Origin of the sequence: Pseudomonas eutrophicaquae (assembly GCF_023544715.1) — a bacterium.
In the GTDB taxonomy this organism is placed as follows: Bacteria; Pseudomonadota; Gammaproteobacteria; order Pseudomonadales; family Pseudomonadaceae; genus Geopseudomonas.
The window spans coordinates 140,917-159,650 of record NZ_JAMJEZ010000002.1; the positions used below are offsets into that span (position 1 = coordinate 140,917).

Annotated in this window: 18 protein-coding genes; all 18 read left to right on the top strand. The window is 63.0% G+C overall.

Annotation, left to right across the window (positions count from 1 at the left end; all coding sequences use genetic code 11):
- Positions 1-37 precede the first annotated feature (37 nt).
- The 18 genes from mnmE (at position 38) to MXC11_RS01735 (ending at position 18,732) form a co-directional block, all read left to right on the top strand.
- The gene (gene mnmE, locus MXC11_RS01650) at positions 38-1,408 is read left to right on the top strand and encodes a tRNA uridine-5-carboxymethylaminomethyl(34) synthesis GTPase MnmE (RefSeq protein WP_250004268.1); all 1,371 of its coding nucleotides are present in this window, start codon (positions 38-40) and stop codon (positions 1,406-1,408) included.
- Between the two features lie 522 nt (positions 1,409-1,930).
- The gene (gene mnmG / locus MXC11_RS01655) at positions 1,931-3,823 is read left to right on the top strand and encodes a tRNA uridine-5-carboxymethylaminomethyl(34) synthesis enzyme MnmG (RefSeq protein WP_250004270.1); all 1,893 of its coding nucleotides are present in this window, start codon (positions 1,931-1,933) and stop codon (positions 3,821-3,823) included.
- Entirely contained in the window at positions 3,823-4,470 is a 648-nt protein-coding gene (gene rsmG, locus MXC11_RS01660; RefSeq protein ID WP_250004273.1) for a 16S rRNA (guanine(527)-N(7))-methyltransferase RsmG, read from the top strand. The genes mnmG and rsmG overlap by 1 nt, the downstream gene beginning before the upstream one ends.
- 14 nt (positions 4,471-4,484) lie before the next feature.
- Positions 4,485-5,273: a ParA family protein gene (locus tag MXC11_RS01665; protein ID WP_250004275.1), complete on the top strand. Its 789-nt coding sequence runs from the start codon at positions 4,485-4,487 to the stop codon at positions 5,271-5,273.
- 10 nt (positions 5,274-5,283) lie between these two features.
- Positions 5,284-6,153 (top strand): ParB/RepB/Spo0J family partition protein, encoded by an 870-nt coding sequence (locus MXC11_RS01670; RefSeq protein ID WP_250004278.1) that lies wholly within the window; start codon positions 5,284-5,286, stop codon positions 6,151-6,153.
- 95 nt (positions 6,154-6,248) lie between these two features.
- Positions 6,249-6,695: a F0F1 ATP synthase subunit I gene (locus MXC11_RS01675; RefSeq protein WP_250004349.1), complete on the top strand. Its 447-nt coding sequence runs from the start codon at positions 6,249-6,251 to the stop codon at positions 6,693-6,695.
- Positions 6,696-6,709: 14 nt separating this feature from the next.
- Positions 6,710-7,561 carry a F0F1 ATP synthase subunit A gene (gene atpB, locus MXC11_RS01680; protein ID WP_250004280.1) on the top strand — a complete coding sequence of 284 codons (852 nt, stop codon included), beginning with the start codon at positions 6,710-6,712 and terminating at the stop codon, positions 7,559-7,561.
- Between the two features lie 65 nt (positions 7,562-7,626).
- Positions 7,627-7,866 carry a F0F1 ATP synthase subunit C gene (gene atpE / locus MXC11_RS01685; RefSeq protein WP_250004283.1) on the top strand — a complete coding sequence of 80 codons (240 nt, stop codon included), beginning with the start codon at positions 7,627-7,629 and terminating at the stop codon, positions 7,864-7,866.
- 87 nt (positions 7,867-7,953) lie between these two features.
- Positions 7,954-8,424: a F0F1 ATP synthase subunit B gene (locus MXC11_RS01690; protein WP_250004285.1), complete on the top strand. Its 471-nt coding sequence runs from the start codon at positions 7,954-7,956 to the stop codon at positions 8,422-8,424.
- 12 nt (positions 8,425-8,436) lie between these two features.
- Positions 8,437-8,973, top strand: a complete 537-nt coding sequence (locus MXC11_RS01695) for a F0F1 ATP synthase subunit delta (protein ID WP_250004287.1) — start codon at positions 8,437-8,439, stop codon at positions 8,971-8,973.
- Positions 8,974-8,988: 15 nt separating this feature from the next.
- A complete protein-coding gene (atpA, locus tag MXC11_RS01700; RefSeq protein WP_250004290.1) occupies positions 8,989-10,533 on the top strand; it encodes a F0F1 ATP synthase subunit alpha in 1,545 nt (514 codons plus the stop codon).
- A 50-nt stretch (positions 10,534-10,583) separates the two neighbouring features.
- The gene (atpG, locus tag MXC11_RS01705) at positions 10,584-11,453 is read left to right on the top strand and encodes a F0F1 ATP synthase subunit gamma (RefSeq protein WP_250004292.1); all 870 of its coding nucleotides are present in this window, start codon (positions 10,584-10,586) and stop codon (positions 11,451-11,453) included.
- 30 nt (positions 11,454-11,483) lie between these two features.
- The gene (gene atpD / locus MXC11_RS01710; protein WP_250004294.1) at positions 11,484-12,860 is read left to right on the top strand and encodes a F0F1 ATP synthase subunit beta; all 1,377 of its coding nucleotides are present in this window, start codon (positions 11,484-11,486) and stop codon (positions 12,858-12,860) included.
- A gap of 77 nt (positions 12,861-12,937) precedes the next feature.
- Complete coding sequence (locus MXC11_RS01715; RefSeq protein ID WP_250004297.1) at positions 12,938-13,372, top strand: F0F1 ATP synthase subunit epsilon; 435 nt, start codon at positions 12,938-12,940, stop codon at positions 13,370-13,372.
- Positions 13,373-13,523: 151 nt separating this feature from the next.
- The gene (gene glmU, locus MXC11_RS01720; protein WP_250004300.1) at positions 13,524-14,891 is read left to right on the top strand and encodes a bifunctional UDP-N-acetylglucosamine diphosphorylase/glucosamine-1-phosphate N-acetyltransferase GlmU; all 1,368 of its coding nucleotides are present in this window, start codon (positions 13,524-13,526) and stop codon (positions 14,889-14,891) included.
- A 244-nt stretch (positions 14,892-15,135) separates the two neighbouring features.
- A complete protein-coding gene (locus MXC11_RS01725; RefSeq protein WP_250004303.1) occupies positions 15,136-15,906 on the top strand; it encodes a DeoR/GlpR family DNA-binding transcription regulator in 771 nt (256 codons plus the stop codon).
- Between the two features lie 19 nt (positions 15,907-15,925).
- Positions 15,926-17,761 carry a glutamine--fructose-6-phosphate transaminase (isomerizing) gene (gene glmS, locus MXC11_RS01730; RefSeq protein WP_250004305.1) on the top strand — a complete coding sequence of 612 codons (1,836 nt, stop codon included), beginning with the start codon at positions 15,926-15,928 and terminating at the stop codon, positions 17,759-17,761.
- A gap of 143 nt (positions 17,762-17,904) precedes the next feature.
- Positions 17,905-18,732, top strand: coding sequence for a TnsA endonuclease N-terminal domain-containing protein (locus tag MXC11_RS01735; RefSeq protein ID WP_250004307.1), 828 nt, complete (start codon positions 17,905-17,907; stop codon positions 18,730-18,732).
- Positions 18,733-18,734: the final 2 nt, after the last annotated feature.

The following is an 18,734-nucleotide window of genomic DNA, read 5'->3' on the forward strand; positions in this document are numbered from 1 at the left end:
CGTGGGGCGTCTTGCTGTCTGCCCTGCGGAGACCTCCATGCATCCGACCTCCCGTGACACCATCGCCGCCGTCGCCACTGCTCCCGGCCGGGGTGGGGTGGGTATCGTGCGGATTTCCGGGCCGCGTGCCCTGCCGATCGCCATCACCCTGAGCGGTCGCGAGCCTGTCCCCCGGCATGCCCATTACGGGGGCTTCTTCGCCAACGATGGCGAGGTGATCGACGAGGGTCTGCTGCTGTTCTTTCGTGCGCCACACTCGTTCACCGGCGAAGACGTGCTGGAGCTACAGGGCCATGGCGGCCCGGTGGTGCTCGACATGCTGCTGCGCCGCTGCTTCGAGCTGGGTGCCCGTCCGGCGCGCCCGGGGGAGTTCAGCGAGCGGGCGTTTCTCAACGACAAGCTCGATCTGGCCCAGGCCGAGGCGATTGCCGACCTGATCGAGGCCAGCAGCGAGCAGGCCGCGCGCAATGCCCTGCGCTCGCTGCAGGGCGAGTTCTCACGCCGGGTGAGTGCGCTGTCCGAGCGGCTGATCGAGCTGCGCATGTACGTCGAGGCCGCCATCGACTTTCCCGAGGAGGAGATCGATTTTCTTGCCGATGGCCATGTGCTGAGCCGTCTGGACGGCGTCTGTGCCGAGCTGGCCGCTGTCGAGCACGAAGCCGGGCAGGGCGCCCTGCTGCGCGATGGCATGAGCGTGGTGATTGCCGGACGGCCGAATGCCGGCAAGTCCAGCCTGCTCAACGCCCTGGCCGGGCGCGAGGCGGCGATCGTCACCGATATCGCCGGCACCACCCGTGATGTACTGCGCGAACATATCCACATCGACGGCATGCCACTGCACGTCATCGACACCGCCGGGTTGCGCACCACCGGCGATCAGGTCGAACAGATCGGTGTGACGCGTGCCCTAGAGGCCATCGCGGAAGCCGACCGGATCCTGCTGGTGGTCGATGCCACTGCGCCCGAGGCGGCGGATCCGTTTGCGCTGTGGCCGGAGTTTCTTGAGCAGCGCCCGGATCCGGCCAAGATCACCCTGATCCGCAACAAGGCGGACCTCTCCGGCGAGCCGGTACGCCTGCAGACCTGTGCCGATGGGCATGTCAGCCTGAGCCTGTCGGCGCGTAGCGGTGACGGACTGGTGCTGCTGCGCGAGCACCTCAAGGCCTGCATGGGCTTTGCCCAGACCGGTGAGGGCAGCTTCAGCGCCCGGCGCCGGCACCTAGAGGCACTGCGGCAGGCATCTGCCTGCCTGAGCCATGGCCGCGCCCAGCTGCTGGGCAGCGGCGCTGGTGAGCTGCTGGCTGAAGACCTGCGCCTGGCCCATCAGGCACTCGGCGCGATCACCGGTACCTTCACCCCTGACGACCTGCTCGGGCGGATCTTCTCCAGCTTCTGCATCGGCAAATAACGCCGCCCTCCCAATCTTGCCACGGCGCGTGGCAAAGCCCCTCTCAATCCCGACATTGTCCACCGCTACCGGCGGTGGACGGTCGGCGGCTGCCTGTCGTTCCTGAAATTCTGCCGACTCGCCTGTCCGTAAGCATTGTGGATAAACGCCACAGAGCACTTTTGACAACCCTGCGCCTGAGCTGTGGACAAACAGGGCTGTGGATAAATAATGGATTCACGCACAGCTCCCAGTAGGTTTTCCAGAGACCTCCCGAAACACTGCACACAACCTTTTCCAACGCTCAAGCTGTTGATATATATGGACTTTGTCCAGATATCCACAAAAACTGTGCACACCATAAACAAGCTCTAAAACAGGTTTTTTAAACATTTATGCTGATTTCTTCTGTTAACCAGCAAGGTGTCCGGCCTACCCCGAGCGTTGGCTACTTTTTGTCCACACAGCTTCATTCACACTGCCGATGTCTCTATACTGCGCGGCCTTGCAGATAACCCCTTCCCGACAGGCACGAGGTGCGTGGTGGATTTCCCTTCCCGTTTTGATGTGATCGTCATCGGTGGCGGCCATGCCGGTACCGAAGCGGCACTGGCAGCTGCACGCATGGGCGTGAAAACCCTGCTGCTTACCCACAACGTGGAAACCCTCGGGCAGATGAGTTGCAACCCGGCCATCGGCGGGATCGGCAAAAGTCATCTGGTCAAGGAAATCGACGCCCTGGGCGGCGCCATGGCCGAAGCTACGGATCGCGGTGGCATCCAGTTCCGTGTCCTCAATAGCCGCAAAGGGCCCGCGGTGCGCGCGACACGCGCGCAGGCCGACCGGGTGCTGTACAAGGCTGCCATCCGCCATACTCTGGAAAACCAGCCGAACCTGTGGATATTTCAGCAGGCCTGCGATGACCTGATCGTCGAAGGCGAGCAGGTACGCGGCGTAGTTACCCAGATCGGGCTGCGTTTTCACGCCGACAATGTGGTGCTGACCGCCGGCACCTTCCTGGGTGGACTGATTCATGTCGGCCTGCAGAATCATTCCGGAGGGCGCGCCGGTGACCCGCCGTCCATCGCGCTGGCGCAGCGTCTGCGAGAACTGCCGCTGCGGGTCGGACGCCTGAAGACCGGCACCCCGCCGCGCATCGATGCGCGCTCGGTGGATTTCTCCAAGATGAGCGAGCAGCCGGGGGATACCCCGACCCCGGTGATGTCATTCCTGGGTAATCAGGCGCAGCATCCGCGTCAAGTCAGTTGCTGGATCACCCACACCAACGCCCGCACTCACGAGATCATCGCCAGCAACCTGGATCGCTCGCCGATGTACTCGGGGGTCATCGAAGGAATCGGGCCGCGCTATTGCCCGTCGATCGAGGACAAGATCCACCGCTTTGCCGACAAGGACAGCCATCAGGTGTTCATCGAGCCGGAAGGCCTGAGCACCCATGAGCTGTACCCCAATGGCATTTCCACCTCGCTGCCCTTCGATGTGCAGCTCGAGATCGTGCGCTCGATCCGTGGCATGGAAAACGCCCACATCGTGCGCCCCGGCTACGCCATCGAGTACGACTTCTTCGATCCGCGCGACCTCAAGTATTCGCTGGAAACCAAGGTGATCGGTGGGCTGTTCTTTGCCGGGCAGATCAACGGCACCACCGGTTATGAAGAAGCTGGCGCCCAAGGGCTGCTGGCTGGCACCAACGCCGCGCTGCGCGCCCAGGGTCACGAGGCCTGGTGCCCGCGTCGTGATGAAGCCTACCTTGGCGTGTTGGTGGATGATCTGATCACCCTCGGCACTCAGGAGCCGTACCGCATGTTCACCTCGCGCGCCGAGTACCGGCTGATTCTGCGCGAAGACAATGCCGACCTGCGCCTGACCGAGAAGGGCCGCGAGCTGGGCCTGGTCGATGAGCGCCGCTGGGCGGCCTTCTGCGCCAAGCGCGAGGGCATCGAGCGCGAGGAGCAGCGTCTGAAGAGCACCTGGGTACGCCCGGGCACCGCCGAAGGCGACGCGATTGCCGCCCGCTTTGGCACGCCGCTGGCCCATGAATACAACCTGCATAATCTGCTGGCGCGCCCGGAAATCGATTACCCCGGTCTTGCGGAAATCGTTACCAGCCCTGTGGATAATCCGCAGGTGGCCGAGCAGGTGGAAATTCGCATCAAGTACGCCGGTTACATCGCCCGCCAGCAGGAAGAGATCGAGCGCCTGCGCGCCAGCGAAGACACCCCACTGCCGCCGGAGCTGGACTACAGCGTGATTGGCGGGCTGTCGCGGGAAATCCAGGCCAAGCTCAGTGCCGCTCGCCCGCAGACCCTCGGACAAGCCTCGCGCATCCCGGGGGTCACGCCGGCGGCGGTGTCGCTGCTGCTGATCCACCTGAAAAAACGCGACGCCGGTCGCCAGCTGGAGCGCAACGCCTGATGTCTCTGGTTACCCAAGGCCATGCCGCCGAACTGGCTGCTGGTGCTGCCGCGCTGGGCGTGGTCCTCGATGCGCATCAGCAGCAGCAACTGCTCGCCTATCTGGGCCTGCTGATCAAGTGGAACAAGGCCTACAACCTCACCGCGGTACGCGATCCTGACGAGATGGTTTCGCGCCATCTGCTGGACAGCCTGAGCATCGTGCCTTTCGTGCGCGAGAGGGGAGGGCGCTGGCTGGATGTGGGCAGTGGCGGGGGCATGCCGGGCATTCCACTGGCCATCCTGTTCCCCGAGCGCCAGTTCACCACCCTGGATTCCAACGGCAAGAAGACCCGTTTCCAGACCCAGGTCAAGCTGGAGCTGGGGCTGAATAACCTTGAAGTGGTACACAGCCGGGTCGAGCAGCTGCAGCCGGCACAGCCGTTCGAGGGCATCGTGTCGCGCGCGTTCAGCGCTCTGGAAGATTTCGTGCAGTGGACTCGCCACTTGGGCGATCCGCACACTTGCTGGCTGGCAATGAAGGGCCAGTATCCGCGCGAGGAACTGGCGGCTCTGCCGGCCGATTTTGTCGTCGAGTCCGAACACGCGCTGGAGGTCCCCGGTTGTCAGGGCCAGCGCCATCTGCTGATACTGCGCCGCTGCGCCTGAGGAGAGTGCCACGCATGGCCAAAGTATTCGCGATCGCCAACCAGAAGGGCGGCGTCGGCAAGACCACCACTTGCGTCAACCTGGCCGCCTCGCTGGTGGCGACCCAGCGCCGGGTGCTGCTGATCGATCTGGATCCCCAGGGCAATGCCACCACCGGCAGCGGCATCGACAAGCTCACACTCGAGCACTCGGTCTACGATGTGCTGGTCGGCAACTGCGACCTGCGTGATGCCATGCAGGTCTCCGAGCACGGCGGCTACCAGCTGCTGCCGGCCAACCGTGACCTTACCGCCGCTGAAGTGACCCTGCTGGAGCTACCGAACAAGGAGCAGCGTCTGCGTCAGGCGCTGGCGCCGGTGCGCGACAATTACGACTTCATTCTGATCGACTGCCCGCCGGCCTTGTCGATGCTCACCGTCAACGCCCTAGTGGCAGCTGACGGGGTGATCATCCCGATGCAATGCGAGTACTACGCCCTGGAGGGGCTGTCCGATCTGGTCAACAGCATCCAGCGCATCGGGGCGCTGCTCAATCCTGCGCTGCGCATCGAGGGGATCCTGCGCACCATGTACGATGGGCGCATCGGTCTGACTCAGGATGTGACCGCTCAGCTGCAGGCGCACTTTGCGGATGCCCTCTACGACACCACCATTCCGCGCAATGTGCGTCTGGCCGAGGCGCCGAGCCACGGCATGCCGGCACTGATGTATGACAAAGGCTCTCGCGGTGCGCGTGCCTATCTGGATCTGGCCAAAGAACTGGTCACCCGCCAGCGCCGCAGTCCGCGCGCGGCAACCGCATGAGGACTCGCACATGGCTGTGAAGAAGCGCGGACTGGGCCGCGGGCTTGATGCCCTGCTGGGCGGCACCACCGTCAAGGCCCTGCAAGAGCAGGCGGTGCGTGCCGGTGGGCAGGAACTGCAGGAACTGCCGGTCGAGTGGCTGCAGCGTGGCAAATACCAGCCACGCCGTGACATGGACCCGCAGGCGCTCGAGGAGCTGGCCCAGTCGATTCGCAGCCAAGGGCTGATGCAGCCGGTGGTGGTGCGTCCGCTCGACAGTGAGCGCTATGAAATCATTGCCGGTGAGCGGCGCTGGCGCGCCTGTCAGCTGGCGGGGCTTGAGCGGATTCCGGCGCTGGTGCGCGAGGTCAGCGACGAGGCGGCCATCGCCATGGCGCTGATCGAGAACATTCAGCGCGAAGACCTCAACCCGGTGGAAGAAGCGGCGGCGTTGCAGCGTCTGCAGCAGGAGTTCCACCTGACGCAGCAGCAGGTGGCCGATGCGGTTGGCAAGTCGCGGGTCAGCGTGGCCAATCTGCTGCGCCTGATGGCCCTGCCGGACGAGATCAAGACCCTGCTGGCGCATGGTGATCTGGAAATGGGCCATGCCCGGGCACTGCTCGGCTTGCCCGCCGAGCGGCAGATCGAGGGGGCGCGACAGGTCGTCGCACGCGGGCTGACCGTGCGCCAGACCGAGGCGCTGGTGCGCCAGTGGGTCAGCAATAAGCCCGCGGTCGAACCGGCTGCCGCGGATGCGGATATCCAGCGTCTGGAGCAGCGTCTGGCCGAGCGTCTGGGCGCGGCGGTCGAGATCCGGCATGGCCAGCAGGGCAAAGGCCAGCTGGTGATCCGCTACAGTTCGCTGGATGAATTGCAGGGTGTGCTGGCGCATATCCGTTGAAGAGCGGGGGAGGGGTAGCGGATGGTCTTAATTCAGCGCCTTACAGTTGAAGCAGCGTGCCCCTGCCCCTATACTCCCGGCGCTCTTTTCCCGGCATGGCGTTTGCACGGCATGTCGGCCAGCCACGCGGCAGGAAGGTCGCGGTGAACATCCGCAACAAACTTCCGCTATACCGTTTGGCAGTATTCCCGTTGCTGCAATGGCAGTTGGTCGTCAGTCTGGTGACCGCGCTGGTGGCGTGGGGGTGGAAAGGCCCGCAGGCGGGGTACTCGGCGCTGCTGGGCGGCATGATCGCGTTATTACCGAACGTGTACTTCACCTACAAGGCGTTCCGGTATTTTGGAGCCCGTTCGGTCAAGGCCATCGTCCAGTCCTTCTGGTCGGGAGCCATGGGCAAACTGATTCTGACGGCAGCGTTGTTTGCGCTGGTGTTCGCAGGAGTTGAGCAGGTAAGCGTGCCGGCCTTGTTCGTCGGTTACGTGCTGGTACTGTGTACCGCAGCCAGTGCGCTCCTGCTGGTAAAAGGCTTTCCAAGGCATTGAGCATTGAGGCGTCTATGGCTAATACACCGGCTGAGTATATTCAGCACCACCTGCAAAACCTGACCTACGGCAAGCTGCCGGCAGGTACTGTGCGCGCCGATGGCAGCGTGCTGGATCAGGCCACCTGGACCATTGCACAGAACGCTGCCGAGGCCCAGTCGATGGGTTTCATGGCTGTGCACCTGGATACGCTGGGCTGGTCACTGTTCGCAGGTTTCCTGTTCATTGCCATCTTCAGCATGGCGGCCAAGGCGGCTACCGTCGGCGTGCCCGGCAAGCTGCAGAACATGGTCGAGATGATCGTCGAGTTCGTCGAGGGCATGGTCAAGGACACCTTCCATGGCCGTAACCCGGTGATCGCACCGCTGGCGCTGACCATCTTCATGTGGATCCTGCTGATGAACAGCCTGAAGTGGATCCCGGTCGACTACATCCCTGGCATCGCGCATCTGGCGGGCCTGCCGGCCTTCAAGATCGTGCCGACTGCTGATCCGAACGGCACCTTCGGTGTCTCGATCGGCGTGTTCTTCCTGATTCTGTTCTACAGCGTCAAGGTCAAGGGTCTGGGCGGCTTCAGCAAGGAGCTGGCCTTCACACCGTTCAACCACTGGTCGCTGGTGCCGTTCAACCTGTTCCTCGAAATCCTGGGTCTTTTGACCAAGCCGCTGAGCCTGGCACTGCGTCTGTTCGGCAACATGTATGCCGGTGAGGTGGTGTTCATCCTCATTGCCCTGCTGCCGTTCTACGTGCAGTGGACCCTGAATGTGCCTTGGGCAATCTTCCATATCCTGGTGATTCCGCTGCAGGCCTTCATCTTCATGGTGCTGAGTATCGTCTACCTGAGCGCAGCCCACGAAGAGCACTGACGGAAAACCGACCGTAACCAGTAACGTTAATCGCAACTCAAACCCTTGAAACTCTAGGAGTAACCATGGAACTCGTCATCATCGCTGCCGCCATCATCATCGGTCTGGGCGCCCTGGCCACCGGTATCGGCTTCTCCCTGCTGGGTGGCAAGCTGCTGGAATCCACTGCCCGTCAGCCGGAGCTGGGCCCGCAGCTGCAGACCAAGACCTTCATCATGGCCGGTCTGCTCGACGCCGTCCCGATGATCGGTGTTGGTATCGCCATGTACCTCATCTTCGTTGTCGCCCCTGGTATGGCTGGTTGATCTGATGATGTCGCCGCGACAGGGCGAGCGCCCTGTCGCTCATGGCGATATCGCCCGGGAAACAACGAAATAGCATGAGGTAGATCAGTGAACATTAATCTGACGCTGTTCGGTCAAACGATTGCCTTCGCTATTTTCGTCTGGTTCTGCATGAAGTTCGTATGGCCGCCGCTGACGGCCGCCATGCAAGCCCGCCAGAAGAAAATTGCCGAAGGCCTGGATGCCGCCGGTCGTGCCCAGCGCGATCTGCAACTCGCCCAGGAAAAAGCCGCCCAGATGCTCCGTGAAACCAAGGAGCAGGCTGCCGAGATCCTCGACAAGGCGAACAAGACCGCCAATGCAATCGTCGAGGAAGCCAAGCAGCAGGCCCGCAGCGAAGGTGAGCGTCTGCTCGCCAGTGCCAAGGCCGAAATCGATGTCGAAGTGAATCGCGCCAAGGATCAGCTGCGTGCACAGGTTGCGGCCCTCGCCGTGGCGGGTGCCGAGAAGATCCTGGAGTCCTCCGTGGACGCCAAGGCACACAACGATCTGGTCGCAAAACTGGCCTCCCAACTCTAAGCGAGGCAAGCGATGGCTACTATCAATACGCTTGCACGGCCTTACGCGAAAGCAGCCTTCGAGCACGCTTGCGCGGTCGCACAGACTGATGCCTGGGTGAACATGCTGGCGCTGGCCGCAAGCTTCGTGGAGTCCCCCGAGGTCACCGCACAGCTGCGTAACCCGGCCCTGACCACCGCGCGCAAGTGTGCGTTCGTGGCGGAGCTGTGCGCAGAGCGCATCGACGAGTCGTTCCGCAACTTCCTGGTGGCCTTGAGCGAAAACGATCGCCTGGAACTGCTTCCGACTGTACGCGAACAGTTCGACGCACTGAAGGCCGAGGCTGACCGTGCGCTCGAGGTCCAGATCGAAACGGCTCACGAACTGAACGCGGAACAACTCCAGACGCTGGCCGCCGCCTTGTCGAAGCGGCTCGATCGAACTGTACAGCCCACCCCGATCGTCAACCCCGCCCTGATCGGCGGCTTGATCATTCGCGCGGGTGACCTGGTCATCGACGGTTCGGTCCGCGGCAAACTGAACCAGTTGGCCGAAGCGTTGAAATCCTGATTTGAGGGGCATGGCATGCAGCAACTGAATCCTTCCGAAATTAGCGAAATCATCAAGCAGCGTATCGCCAAGCTTGATGTAACCGCTCAGGCCCGTAACGAAGGCACCGTCGTCAGCGTCTCTGACGGCATCGTGCGCATCTTCGGTCTGGCCGATGTGATGTACGGTGAAATGATCGAGTTCCCGGGCGGCGTCTATGGTATGGCGCTGAACCTGGAGCAGGACTCCGTCGGTGCAGTGATCCTGGGCGGTTACCAGGGCCTGACCGAAGGCATGAGTGCCAAGTGCACCGGCCGTATCCTGGAAGTGCCGGTCGGTCCGGAACTCCTGGGTCGTGTGGTCGATGCGCTGGGCAACCCGATCGATGGCAAAGGCCCGGTCGATGCCAAGCTGACCGATGCGGTCGAAAAGGTCGCGCCGGGCGTGATCTGGCGTAAGTCGGTCGACCAACCGGTGCAGACCGGTTACAAGTCGGTCGATGCCATGATCCCGGTTGGTCGTGGTCAGCGCGAGCTGATCATCGGCGACCGTCAGATCGGCAAGACCGCGATGGCCATCGACGCCATCATCAACCAGAAGAACAGCGGCATCCGCTGCGTTTACGTCGCCGTTGGTCAGAAGCAGTCGACCATCGCCAACGTGGTGCGCAAGCTGGAAGAGGCCGGTGCGCTGGCCAACACCATCGTGGTCGCTGCCTCGGCTTCCGAGTCGGCTGCCCTGCAGTTCCTGGCACCCTATGCCGGCTGCACCATGGGTGAGTACTTCCGTGACCGTGGTGAAGACGCGCTGATCGTCTATGACGACCTGTCCAAGCAGGCCGTCGCCTACCGCCAGATCTCCCTGCTGCTGCGCCGTCCGCCGGGCCGTGAAGCCTACCCGGGCGACGTGTTCTATCTCCACAGCCGTCTGCTGGAGCGTGCCTCGCGCGTTTCCGAAGAGTACGTGGAGCAGTTCACCAAGGGCGAAGTGAAGGGCAAGACCGGTTCGCTGACCGCGCTGCCGATCATCGAGACCCAGGCCGGCGACGTGTCCGCGTTCGTTCCGACCAACGTGATCTCGATCACTGACGGCCAGATCTTCTTGGAATCCGCCATGTTCAACTCGGGCATCCGTCCGGCGGTCAACGCCGGTATCTCGGTATCCCGCGTCGGTGGTGCGGCCCAGACCAAGATCATCAAGAAGCTCTCCGGCGGTATCCGTACCGCGCTGGCCCAGTACCGTGAACTGGCAGCCTTCGCCCAGTTCGCCTCGGACCTGGACGAAGCCACCCGCAAGCAGCTCGAGCATGGTCAGCGCGTCACCGAGCTGATGAAGCAGAAGCAGTATGCGCCGATGTCCATCGCGGACATGTCGGTATCGCTGTACGCCGCCGAGCGTGGCTTCCTGACCGATGTGGAAGTGGCCAAGGTGGGCGCCTTCGAGCAGGCCCTGATCGCCTTCTTCAACCGTGAATACGCCGACCTGATGGCGAAAATCAACGTGAAGGGCGATTTCAACGACGAGATCGATGCAGGCCTCAAGGCCGGTATCGAGAAGTTCAAGGCCACTCAGAGCTGGTAAGCCGCAGCGGGAGCCGCAAGGCTCCCGCCTGCTAACCCGGAAGGTGTCAAATGGCAGGCGCAAAAGAGATTCGCAGCAAGATTGCGAGCATCAAGAGCACGCAGAAGATCACCAGCGCCATGGAAAAGGTCGCGGTCAGCAAGATGCGCAAGGCACAGCAGCGCATGGCAGCCAGCCGTCCCTACGCCGTGCGTATCCGTGAAGTGATCGGTCACCTGGCCAAAGCCAACCCGGAATATCGCCACCCGTACATGGTGGAGCGTCCGGTCAAGCGTGTCGGTTACATCCTGGTCTCCAGTGATCGTGGCCTCTGCGGCGGTCTGAACATCAACCTGTTCAAGGCCCTGATCAAAAACATGAAGGACTGGCGCGATGCCGGCGTCGAGGCGGATTTCTGCGTCATCGGCAGCAAGGGCGCCAGCTTCTTCCGCAGCTACGGTGGCAATGTCATCGCCGCTGTCAGCCACCTGGGCGAAGCACCGTCGGTCACTGACCTGGTCGGTAGCGTCAAGGTCATGCTGGATCGTTTCGACGAAGGCAAGCTGGATCGCCTCTATGTGGCCTCCAACCAGTTCGTCAACACCATGACCCAGAAGCCGGTGGTCGAGCAATTGCTTCCCCTGGCCCCGTCTGCCGAGGCGCAAAGTGGCGCCAAGCAGGGGACCTGGGACTACCTGTACGAACCCGACGCCCAGCAGCTGCTGGATGCCCTGCTGGTTCGCTATGTCGAATCGCAGGTCTACCAGTCCGTGGTCGAGAACAACGCCTGCGAACAGGCGGCGCGGATGATCGCCATGAAGAACGCCACCGACAACGCCGGTCAGCTGATCAAGGATCTGCAGCTGATCTACAACAAGGCGCGTCAGGCTGCGATCACCCAGGAAATCTCGGAAATCGTCGGCGGCGCTGCCGCGGTTTAAGACCGGTTCAAATATTCAGAGGAACCAGATATGAGTAGCGGACGTATCGTTCAAATCATCGGCGCCGTTATCGACGTGGAATTCCCGCGCGATCAGGTGCCGAACGTCTATGACGCGCTGAAAGTCGAAGGCGCCGAGACCACCCTGGAAGTCCAGCAGCAGCTGGGCGACGGCATTGTCCGTACCATCGCCATGGGTTCCACCGAAGGCCTCAAGCGTGGCCTGACCGTGAACAACACCGGTGCCGGCATCGCCGTGCCGGTCGGCAAGGCCACCCTCGGCCGTATCATGGACGTGCTGGGTAACCCGATCGACGAAGCCGGCCCGATCGGCGAAGAAGAGCGCTGGACCATCCACCGCGCTGCACCGTCCTACGCCGAGCAGGCGGGCGGTAACGATCTGCTGGAAACCGGCATCAAGGTGATCGACCTGGTCTGCCCGTTCGCCAAAGGCGGTAAGGTCGGCCTGTTCGGCGGCGCCGGCGTCGGCAAGACCGTGAACATGATGGAGCTGATCCGCAACATCGCCATGGAGCACAGCGGTTACTCCGTGTTTGCTGGCGTGGGTGAGCGTACTCGTGAAGGTAACGACTTCTATCACGAGATGAAGGACTCCAACGTTCTGGACAAGGTTGCTCTGGTCTACGGCCAGATGAACGAGCCGCCGGGTAACCGTCTGCGCGTGGCCCTGACCGGCCTGACCATGGCTGAGAAGTTCCGTGATGAAGGCCGCGACGTGCTGCTGTTCGTCGACAACATCTACCGTTACACCCTGGCCGGTACCGAAGTGTCCGCGCTGCTGGGTCGTATGCCGTCTGCGGTGGGCTACCAGCCGACCCTGGCCGAGGAGATGGGTGTCCTGCAGGAGCGCATCACCTCCACCAAGAATGGCTCGATCACCTCGGTGCAGGCTGTCTACGTTCCCGCGGACGACCTGACCGACCCGAGCCCGGCGACCACCTTCGCCCACCTTGATGCCACCGTGGTTCTGTCCCGTGACATCGCCTCCCTGGGTATCTACCCGGCCGTCGATCCGCTGGACTCCACCTCCCGTCAGCTGGATCCGCTGGTGATCGGCCAGGAGCACTACGACACCGCACGCGGCGTGCAGTATGTGCTGCAGCGCTACAAGGAGCTGAAGGACATCATCGCGATCCTCGGTATGGACGAGCTGTCCGAGTCCGACAAGCAGCTGGTGTCCCGCGCCCGTAAGATCCAGCGCTTCCTGTCCCAGCCGTTCTTCGTCGCCGAAGTCTTCACCGGCGCTCCGGGCAAGTACGTGCCGCTGAAAGAAACCATCCGTGGTTTCGCCGGTATCCTCAACGGTGACTTCGATCACCTGCCGGAGCAGGCGTTCTACATGGTCGGCAGCATCGACGAAGCCATCGAGAAAGCCAAGAAACTGTAACTGGTGCGCCCGCTTGCGGGCGTTACCCGGCTAGGGCGGGAGTGCTTCCCGCCTGAGCTGACAACCGAGGCGTGAATATGGCTATGACAGTCCATTGCGATATCGTCAGTGCAGAAGAAGAGCTGTTCTCGGGGCTGGTGGAAATGGTCGTGGCTCACGGTAACCAGGGTGACCTGGGGATCCTGATGGGGCACACCCCGCTGCTGACCGACCTCAAGCCGGGTCCTGTGCGCGTGATCAAGCAGGGTGGCGAGGAGGAGGTGTATTACATCTCCGGCGGTTTCCTCGAAGTGCAGCCGAACATGGTCAAGGTGCTGGCGGATACCGCTGTGCGTGCCGCCGATCTCGATGAAGCCGCTGCGCTCGAGGCCAAGAAGGCCGCCGAGAAGGCGATCAACGAGAAGGGTGCCGAGTTCGACTACACCACCGCGGCGGCCCGTCTGGCCGAAGCGGCTGCTCAGCTGCGGACCATCCAGGAGCTGCGCAAGAAGTTTGGTGGCCCTATCCACTGAGTGCCAAGGCATTCACTGGAGGGGTTCACGTTGGAAAGGGGCGGCCTTGCGGGCTGCCCCTTTTTTGCATCTGCAGAACCGCGCCTTGGGCTGCGGGCAGAACGATCATGGCGCCGCCCCGGGTGCGCGCCACTGCAAGGGAAGTTTTCTGATGAGTCTGGAAGTCGTCATTCTTGCCGCCGGTCAGGGCATGCGCATGCGCTCGGCCCTGCCCAAGGTTCTTCATCCCGTCGCCGGCAAGCCGATGCTGGCGCATGTCATCGATACCGCCCGCGCCTTGCAGCCGCAGCGCATTCATGTGGTGATCGGCCACGGCGCCGAGGTGGTACGCGAGCGCCTGGCGGCGGATGATCTGAATTTCGTGCTGCAGGAGCAGCAGCTTGGCACCGGTCATGCGCTGGCCCAGGCGCTGCCGTTCATCCAGGCTGAACGGGTGCTGGTGCTCTACGGCGATGTGCCGCTGATCGAGGCGCCGACCTTGCAGCGTCTGCTGGAGCAGGCCACGCCGACGCAGCTGGCTCTGTTGACCGTCGAGCTGGACGATCCCACCGGCTACGGGCGGATCGTGCGCAATGCGGCGGGCGAGGTGCAGGCGATTGTCGAGCAGAAGGATGCGAGCGCCGAACAGCGGGCGATCCGCGAAGGTAATACCGGCATCCTCGCCCTGCCCGGCGCGCGTCTGGCCGATTGGCTGGGCCGGCTATCGAATAGCAATGCCCAGGGCGAGTACTACCTGACCGATGTGATCGCCATGGCGGTGAACGACGGTCTGCGGATTGCCACCGCGCACCCCGAGGAGGCCATGGAGGTGCAGGGTGCCAACGACCGCCTGCAGCTGTCCCAGCTCGAGCGCCACTACCAGCAGCGTGCCGCCCGCCGGCTGATGGCCCAGGGCGTGACCCTGCTCGATCCGGCGCGCTTTGACGTGCGCGGCGAGGTCACGGTGGGCCGCGATGTGCTGATCGACATCAACGTGATCCTCGAGGGCCGGGTGGTGATCGAGGACGGTGTCGAGATCGGCCCGAACTGCGTGATCCGCAACAGCACCCTGCGCCGCGGCGCGGTGGTCAAGGCCAACAGCCACCTGGAGGGCGCCGAGCTGGGCGAGGGGGCCGACTGCGGGCCGTTCGCCCGTCTGCGCCCCGGCAGTGTGCTGGGCGCTGGTGCGCACGTTGGCAACTTCGTGGAGCTGAAGAACGCGGTGCTGGGTGCGGGCGCCAAGGCTGGCCACCTGAGCTATCTGGGGGATGCCGAGATCGGTGCGCAGAGCAATATCGGCGCCGGGGTGATCACCTGCAACTACGATGGGGCCAACAAGCACCGCACGCTGATCGGCGCGGATGCCTTCATCGGTACCAACAACTCGCTGGTCGCGCCGGTCAGCATCGGCGACGGAGCGACCACCGCCGCCGGCTCGGTGATCACCAGCGCAGTGCCGGAGCGGGCCTTGGCCGTTGGCCGCGCGCGCCAGCGCAACATCGACGGCTGGCAGCGTCCGCTGAAGCAGCCCAAGGGCTGAGTCTCCGGCCGCTGTGGATAAAAGTAGCCGTACGCTCTGTGGATAATGGCGAGTTTCCGTTATCCACAGAGCGTTGTGGTTCTGGCGGCAGCCCGGCCTGTGAATAACCGCAGATGAGCATTATCCACAGCGGTATTGCCCGGCATGGACGGAGGCTGTGAATCGTTTTGGCCCTGTCAGCTTGACGTCGCTGTTGTACTGGGTTTTGATTCGCCTTCTGTAACTTACGAATCGAAACTTGCGCATGTCCAAACGCAATACCCCGCAGCGTCGCCACGCCATCCTTGCGCTGCTGGCCGAGCAGGGCGAGGTGCAGGTCGAGGCGCTGGCCCGCCGCTTCGAGACCTCGGAGGTGACCATCCGCAAGGATCTGGCCGCCCTGGAGAGCAATGGCCTGCTGCTACGCCGCTATGGTGGCGCAGTACCGGTGCCGCAGGAGCTGGTGGCCGAGCCTGCGCCGCTGATTTCCCCCTACAAGCAGGCGATTGCCCGTGCGGCTGCTGCGTGCCTGCGCGAACATGCGCGCATCCTGATCGACAGTGGCAGCACCACCGCCGCGCTGATTCCCGAGCTGGATCGCCGCCCGGGCCTGGTGGTGATGACCAACTCGCTGGAGGTGGCCAACGCCTTGCGCGAGCTGGAGCAGGAGCCTGTGCTGCTGATGACCGGCGGCACCTGGGATCCGCATTCGGAATCCTTCCAGGGCCAGGTCGCCGAGCAGGTGCTGCGCTCCTATGATTTCGATCAGCTGTTCATCGGTGCCGACGGCATCGATCTGGCGCGTGGCACCACCACCTTCAATGAGCTGCTGGGGCTGTCCCGGGTCATGGCAGAAGTGGCCCGGGAGGTGATCGTCATGGCAGAAGCGGACAAGGTCGGCCGGCGTATGCCCAATCTCGAGCTGCCGTGGCACAGCATTCATACCCTGATCACTGACGAGCGCCTCGAGGCCGAGGCGCGTGCACGGATCGAGGCGCACGGCGTGCGGCTGATCTGTGTGGCGGTCGGTGCCTGAACCGAACAAGGAGAATCCCATGTGTGGAATTGTCGGCGCGATTGCCGAGCGTAATGTCAGCGCCATCCTCATCGAGGGGCTCAAGCGTCTGGAATACCGCGGGTATGACAGTGCGGGCGTGGCGATCTGTAACCTGGCCGGCGAGCTGCGCCGTAGCCGGCGGATCGGCAAGGTGGCGGCCCTTGAGCAGGCGCTGGGCGAGGAGCCGCTACCGGGGCATCTGGGCATTGCCCACACGCGCTGGGCGACCCACGGCGTGCCCAGCGAGGCCAACGCCCATCCACACTTCTCCGGAGAAAGCCTGGCGGTGGTGCACAACGGCATCATCGAGAACCATGACGAGCTGCGTCAGCGTCTGGAGCGGCTGGGGTATGTGTTCACCTCGCAGACCGATACCGAGACCATCGTCCATCTGCTGCACCATACCCTCAAGCGCCTGCCGGACCTCGCAGATGCGCTCAAGGCCGTGGTGGGCGAGCTGCATGGTGCCTATGGGCTGGCGGTGATCAGCCGCGCGCAGCCGGATCGCATTCTCGCAGCGCGCAGCGGCAGTCCGCTGGTGGTGGGCCTGGGGCTTGGCGAGAACTTCATTGCCTCCGACCCGCTGGCGCTGCGTCAGGTGACGGATCGTTTCATCTACCTGGAAGAAGGCGATATTGCCGACATTCGCCGCGACAGCTTGCAGATCTGGAATGCCGCCGGTACGACGGTGCAGCGCGAGACGGTGCAGTTCCACGAAAGCGCCGAGGCGGCCGAAAAGGGTGAGTACCGTCATTACATGCTCAAAGAAATCTTCGAGCAGCCCCGTGTGGTGCAGCGCACCCTGGAAGGGCGTCTGGGCGCGACGCAGGTGCTGGTGGCGGCGTTCGGTCCGCAAGCGGTCGAGCTGTTTGCCCGGGTGCGCCAGGTGCAGATTGTGGCCTGTGGCACCAGTTATCACGCCGGGATGGTTGCTCGTTACTGGCTGGAGGAGCTGACCGGGATTCCCTGCCAGGTCGAGGTGGCCAGCGAGTTCCGCTATCGCACGGTGGCGGTGCATCCGGACAGCCTGTTCGTGACCATTTCCCAGTCCGGTGAAACCGCCGATACCCTGGCGGCGCTGCGCGACGCCCGCTCCAGCGGCTATCTGGCCAGCCTGGCGATCTGCAACGTCGGTACCAGCTCGCTGGTGCGGGAGTCGGATCTGGTGTTGCTGACCAATGCCGGCCCGGAGATCGGGGTGGCCTCGACCAAGGCCTTCACCACCCAGCTGGTTGCCCTGCTGCTGCTGACGCTGGCGCTGGGTCGGGCTCGCGGCACCCTGGATCCTGCGCGTGAGGCCGAACTGGTTGCCGCGCTGCGCGCGCTGCCGGGGGATCTGCAGGCGGTGCTGGGCATGGACAAGGCCGTGGAGCAGATCTCGGCGCTGTTCGCGGAAAAGCATCACACCCTGTTCCTGGGGCGCGGTGCGCAGTACCCGGTGGCGATGGAGGGGGCGCTCAAGCTCAAGGAAATTTCCTACATTCACGCCGAGGCCTATCCGGCCGGTGAGCTCAAGCATGGCCCGCTGGCGCTGGTGGACAGCGACATGCCGGTGGTGACCGTGGCGCCGAACAATGCCCTGCTGGAAAAGCTCAAGTCCAACCTGCAGGAAGTGCGCGCGCGTGGCGGGCAGCTGGTGGTGTTTGCCGATCGCGAGGCGGGGCTTGAGAACGGCGAGGGCGTGCATGTGGTGCAGGTGCCGCATATCCACCCGCTGTTGGCGCCGATCCTCTACACCGTGCCGCTGCAGCTGTTGTCCTACCATGTGGCGGTGCTCAAGGGCACGGACGTCGATCAGCCCCGTAATCTTGCGAAAAGTGTGACGGTGGAATGATGGTGCGGGGAGTGCTTCGCGCGTGTGTGGGATGCAAATAAAGTTTCATCCGTACAAATAAAGTATCATCCTTACAAATAAAGTTTCATCCTGAGCCTGCATCCGCTATGTTGAGGTCATCGACACAGGGGGCAGGCTTTCTCATGTCTGGAGCATTCAAGGGGCTGACCCAAGCCCAGATCGATAGAAGGCTCAAGGACGGGCGTGGCCAAGGCCAGGGATCGGACTACAAGCCGTTCATCTACACCAGGGACGTATCCTCGCTGGGGCGCTCCCACCGTCTGCCTGGCAGCAAGACCCGGCGTTTACACCATCTTCTATCCGATCTTGAACTGGCCATCTTCCTGACCTTGGATCGGTCTCCCCATGTCACCGATATCCGTGAACAGTTCCCGATGCGGGTCGAAGATACGGTGCGCATCGCAGAGGAGCTTGGCCTGCCCCACGGGCGTTACAAGGGTACTCCGCAGGTACTGACCAGCGACTTCCTGGTGGATTTCGAAGATCCTCAGCGCCCGAGCATCGCGATTCAGGCCAAGTACAGTGCCGACCTGCAGAAGCCAGAAGTCATCGAGAGGCTTGAGCTTGAAAGGCGCTACTGGCAGGAAAAAGGTATTCCCTGGGTCATCGTCACGGAACGTGAGGTATCCAGGGAGGCATTTGCCAATATCCAATGGCTCTATCCTGCCCATGCTGAAGACGACATCGCTCAGGACGATCTCGCCCATTACCAGCAGCTGTTTATGCTCGAGTTTCAGCGTCACCCAGACCAGAAGCTGACCGCTATTGCCCAAGGACTGGATACCTCCGGCCAGCTGGAGGCCGGTCAGGCGCTCTATTGGCTACGCCAGTTGCTGGCCCGGCACTGTTTCCTGTTCGATCTTGACACTCCTTACCGGGAGCTGAAGCCGAAAGACCTGGTTGCCAACGCTCATCAAATGCATCAGGAGCTGAGCAGTGTTGCCCGTTAATC